The organism is Roseibium sp. (genome assembly GCF_025698965.1).
In the GTDB taxonomy this organism is placed as follows: Bacteria; Pseudomonadota; Alphaproteobacteria; order Rhizobiales; family Stappiaceae; genus Roseibium.
The window spans coordinates 1-4,712 of the sequence record NZ_JAILWL010000491.1 but is presented as its reverse complement, the minus strand read 5'-3'; the positions used below and the strand labels follow the sequence as shown (position 1 = coordinate 4,712).

At 55.1% G+C, this 4,712-nt stretch carries 5 protein-coding genes and 1 pseudogene; 3 read left to right on the top strand and 3 right to left on the bottom strand.

Annotated features, from left to right (window positions below; all coding sequences use genetic code 11):
* The coding region (locus K5905_RS27815; RefSeq protein WP_297590415.1) for an outer membrane beta-barrel protein at positions 1–997 on the bottom strand (997 nt) is incomplete at its 3' end.
* A gap of 192 nt (positions 998–1,189) precedes the next feature.
* Between K5905_RS27815 and K5905_RS27810 the strand changes: the two genes are divergently transcribed.
* The 3 genes from K5905_RS27810 to K5905_RS27800 all read left to right on the top strand — a co-directional run bounded on the left by K5905_RS27810 (position 1,190) and on the right by K5905_RS27800 (position 4,008).
* Positions 1,190–2,203, top strand: a complete 1,014-nt coding sequence (locus K5905_RS27810; protein ID WP_297590413.1) for a KpsF/GutQ family sugar-phosphate isomerase — start codon at positions 1,190–1,192, stop codon at positions 2,201–2,203.
* Between the two features lie 156 nt (positions 2,204–2,359).
* Positions 2,360–3,127: a MotA/TolQ/ExbB proton channel family protein gene (locus K5905_RS27805; RefSeq protein ID WP_297590410.1), complete on the top strand. Its 768-nt coding sequence runs from the start codon at positions 2,360–2,362 to the stop codon at positions 3,125–3,127.
* A gap of 26 nt (positions 3,128–3,153) precedes the next feature.
* Positions 3,154–4,008, top strand: coding sequence for a flagellar motor protein MotB (locus K5905_RS27800; RefSeq protein WP_297590408.1), 855 nt, complete (start codon positions 3,154–3,156; stop codon positions 4,006–4,008).
* A gap of 72 nt (positions 4,009–4,080) precedes the next feature.
* Here K5905_RS27800 and K5905_RS27795 read toward each other — a convergent pair whose 3' ends face one another.
* Both K5905_RS27795 and K5905_RS27790 read right to left on the bottom strand, forming a co-directional pair.
* On the bottom strand, positions 4,081–4,536 hold the full coding sequence (locus tag K5905_RS27795) for an NfeD family protein (RefSeq protein WP_297590406.1): 456 nt from the start codon (positions 4,534–4,536) through the stop codon (positions 4,081–4,083).
* A pseudogene (locus K5905_RS27790) lies at positions 4,533–4,712 on the bottom strand (SPFH/Band 7/PHB domain protein); the annotation flags it as partial. The gene K5905_RS27795 and the pseudogene K5905_RS27790, both read right to left, overlap by 4 nt.

Genomic DNA, 4,712 nt, shown 5'->3' with positions numbered 1-4,712 from the left:
CACCACCTCTGAGTTCATACCCGTTGGCATCCCGTTTTTCACAAAGACTATCGCTGCAGGTCTCATCATAACGCCGCAACAACAATGACCCTTCAACAAAGGGCGACAGAACACCCCCGGCATTGCCGTCGAGCCTCAACCCCGCCGAATAGAGCGTATTGTCTCTGCCGCTTTCCGAAGAACCGTCAGAGGTGTAAACGCTGCGGTCCGCGCCAAGAGAGGCAGTCGCCGCCACAAGTCCGACGCGCCGTGTTGCGCTCACGTCTCCGGTCAACTGCTGTATATGATCGGTGTCTCCCGAGGACTCGGCACTGCCATCCTCCTCTCTGGAATAGGAGTAACCGAGCCCGGTTGTGACCTGCGTCGCTTCGCTGATGTCGAGACGCAAATTGGCTGCTGCGGCCACAGAACCGTCATTGTCGTCCGAATTTTCCGGATAACCCGTATAGGTACCGCGCAGGGAGGCGTCGAATTGATGACGGCTCCAGTCAGACGTCAGGGCAAAATCCGGTGAAATCCGGTAGAGACCGCCAGAAGTTCCGGAAGAGGACTGGGAAGTGTTGTCCGTCCAGCCGGTTGAAAGCGTCAACTGGGGAACAAAGGTGAACGAACCGAGTCTGATACCTTCAGCTGCATCAAAGGTCGTGTCACCACCAAACACGCTGTCATCGATACCCACGCCCGATACAGGCGCCGACCTGCTGGTTGCAGCCAGCCGGTCTGAAAACGGCCTGACCGGCACAACGCGGCCATCTGTTCCAAGTCCGCTGGAGCCGGTTTCGGCTTCCGCGGCATTCAACGTACGGCGCAGAGCGTAAACATTCGACTGTGTCGGGTTGACCTGTGTATTCTCCACGGCCTGATCAGCAGTCTCCCCTGCAGCCTGTTGAGTGTCTTGGTCCCCGGTTCCCCGAAGGTCAGACAGTGCCGTCTGCGCAGCCGAAGGCATGGCCTGCAGGGCGGCAAAACAGACAATCAGGTGCACAAAACGGCGCATGAAATTCCAAAACCGGTCAAATTCTTAACGTTGCCTTCAAACTGACGAATGATGGTTAATCCTTCGTTTCTTTTTCGCAATTTGACACGCACCATAAACTTGCTCGGTTTAATCCTTTTAATGCATCGCGAGTTCTTGATCTGAGAGTAAGACTGGCCTAGTCCTAGGCGAGCTGAAAAAAAGATTTAAATGATGACCCATCCTCTATTTGATCCAAATTCCGACGGTAATGAAGACATCGCAACTCATTGCCTGGTGTCTGCCGAACGGACCCTCGAGACCGAAATTGCAGGTTTGAGCGCCGTTCGCGCTGCCTTGAAGGACGGATTGGGGAAACCGTTTCAACAAACCTGTGAACTCATTCAAAAGAGCAAGGGACGGGTCATCGTCACAGGCATAGGCAAAAGTGGCCATATCGGCACCAAAATCGCCGCCAGCTTCGCCTCCACCGGGACACCCTCTTTCTTTGTCCATGCAAGTGAAGCAAGTCACGGCGATCTCGGCATGATCACGGAGCACGATGTCGTCCTGGCTCTGTCCTGGTCCGGAGAAACCCAGGAACTTGCCGGTATCGTCAGTTACACAAGACGTTTCAAGGTTCCGCTGGTAGCCATCACGTCGCGCCAAGACAGCACGCTCGGCAAAGCATCCGATATCGTGTTGAAATTGCCAAGCGTCGTTGAAGCCTGTCCCCACGGGCTCGCTCCAACCACCTCCGCTCTGGTACAGCTGGCAATTGGCGACGCGCTTGCTGTGGCTCTGCTGGAAGGCGGTGGCTTCACGGCACAGGACTTCCGGGTATTTCACCCAGGAGGCCGTCTTGGTGCCAGCCTCAAATCGGCCAAGGACATCATGCATTCCGGCGAGCGCATGCCGCTGGTACCGACCTCGACTTCGATGAGCGAAGGCATTGTCCTTATGACCCAGCGGGGGTTTGGAGTTCTTGGCGTGGTAGATGAATTGAAACAACTTATCGGCATCATCACCGATGGTGACTTACGCCGTCACGTCTCTTCCAATCTTCTGGAAAAGACCGCCGGGGAAATCATGACGCCGTCTCCAAGAACCGTGTCACCGGATACCTTGTCCGCGTCCATTCTTGAACTGGTGAACAGCTTGTCGATTACATCAGTATTCGTCGTCGAAGACGGGCACCCGGTAGGAATCGTGCATGTCCATGACTTGTTGCGCATCGGAGCTGCCTGACGACCGACGGCGCCAGTCACATTTGCTTGTAAACGCAAAAAAGTCTCTTTCCGTCGCAAGATGATCCTGTTCATTAGGATTTGATTAGCCTTAACGACCTTAAACTGCACCAAAGTTTCACCGGCCTGCGGCCACAAACCTTGGTGTGTGTACAGAATGGATCTGGCGACCCTAATCGGTATTCTCGGCGCGTTCGGGATTGTCACGACCGCTATTTTTCTAGGCGGCAGTTTCGGCCAATTCGTCGATGTTCCCTCGGTCCTGATTGTTATCGGCGGGGGATTGGCTGCAACGCTGATCCGATTTCAACTCTCGGATATTGCCCACGCCTTCGTCACCGGCTTCAAGGTCGCCCTCTCGGGCAGGAATGCCAGTCCGCGTGATCTGATCACGGAAATGACCAATCTTGGCGAAATCGTTCGCAAGTCCGGTCCCCTCGGTCTGGAAAATGTCGACGTATCCGATCCGGTGCTGGCAAAAGGCGTTCAATACATCGCCGATGGTTACGAGCTTGAATTCATCAAGGAGGCCATGGAGCGTGAACGCGATCTGCAGCTCTCGCGCCTGTCCGAAGGCCGGCGCGTTTTCAAGGCACTTGGTGATTCGGCCCCCGCGTTCGGCATGATCGGAACACTCGTCGGTCTGGTTCAGATGTTGGCAAACATGGACGACCCGGCAGCGATTGGTCCTTCCATGGCTGTTGCCCTCCTGACCACCCTTTACGGAGCGCTTGTGTCAAACATCATCTGTCTGCCACTGGTGGACAAGCTGGATGCGAAATTCGATGTTGATGAGCTCAATCAGACCCTGATCATCGACGGTGTTTGCCAGATCCGAGAATCCAAGAGCCCTGCCCTCATCAAGGAAATGCTGGTGGCATATCTGCCGGAGAAAGCACGCGGCGATCTTGCTGAAGCCGCATAAGGCAACGAAAGAGCGGACGGCAAAGAATGGCAAAGAAAAAACAGAAGGTTAGCAGTGGAGCTCCCGACTGGCTCGTGACCTTCGCGGACTTGATGTCCCTGCTCGTCTGTTTCTTCGTTCTGATCATTTCATTCTCCATTCAGGACAAGGAAAAGCTTCAGGTTGTTGCCGGTTCAATGCGTGAGGCCTTTGGTGTCAAGGACACTTCTCGCAAGACCGGTATCATCGAGGTCGAAGGTATCCCGATCCGAGATTACATGAAGGATATCAGCCAGGTCGAGCAGGAAACCGATTCTGACTTCGCCCAGGAACGGCACGAAAAGCGGCGCAGGCAGGGACCAGAAGCCAACACCAACGACACGCTGGAAGCTGATATCGAAAAGCCTCGGCAATTTGCCACCGCTGCCGCCTCATTGCGGCAGGCCTGGCAGGAGATGCCGGAAATCACAGAAATTTCCAGCAACATCATCCTGGAAGAAACCGAAGATGGCCTCAACATCATGCTGGTTGATCAGGATGGCCGGTCAATGTTCCGAGAAGGCTCGAAATATCCTTACGAGACCACACGGCGTCTGATCGCCAAAATGGCTCCGGTGCTTGCACAGATGCCGAACAGGATTGAAATCACCGGCCATACGACCGCCGGTCAACCAACGTCCAACCCGAGTTACACCGGTTGGGATCTGTCCAGCGAGCGAGCCAATACCGCACGGCAGATCCTGGCAGAATATGGTGTTCCGGAAGACCAGTTCTTTGCTGTTGTCGGAAAATCGGACACGGAACCGCTCTTCCCGAACGATCCGTATCTTGCCGCGAACCGGCGGGTCGGGATACTGCTCAAGGCCGAAGAACCGCCGATCCCGCCCGGTCACAAGCTTTAACGGCAACTTCGCACGCAGCACGAAGAGCAATGCCTTCGTGCTACCTGTTGGGCGTACTTCAGTTTCACAGTCTCATTCGACGCGGGAAACAACCAGGCGCACACCATCAATGGAGTCCACTCGCACTTTTGTTCCAGCGGGCAGATCCGGGCCCGTTATTCTCCAAATCGTGTCATCGATTGACAGATTTCCGGCCCCTTCACTCAAAGGCGCAGCCAATGTGAATTCGCGCCCGATATAGCGGCTTCCTCTCTGGTTCAGTCCCGGATCTCCTTTTTCGGCTGCCATGCGCACCATCAGACGGCGGCCGATCAGGAGGCTCACGAGGGAAAGAACCAAAAACAGTGCAACCAGCACCTGCCAGTCAAAGTCGAATAAAAGCGCAACGCATCCGACAACCAGAGCTGACAGGCCGAACCACAGGAAAATCGTTCCCGGAGCCAGAATCTCCAAACCAAGAAGAATGAGTCCGAGAACGAACCAGCTCCAGGGTCCAAGGGCTGTAACGGTGCTTTCAATCAAGCTCACGCATTGCCTCCATTTGTTGGCCCTGTGTCAGGAATCCGGGAAGATGTCCGGCCCTTTGCGTCATCGCCAAAAGCCTCCTTGGCGATTTCTCCAATGCCACTCAGCGCCCCGAGCAACGACGTTGCTTCCATGGGAAGAATAAGCGTTTTCTGATTGCGCGATGTCGCCAGTTCCTT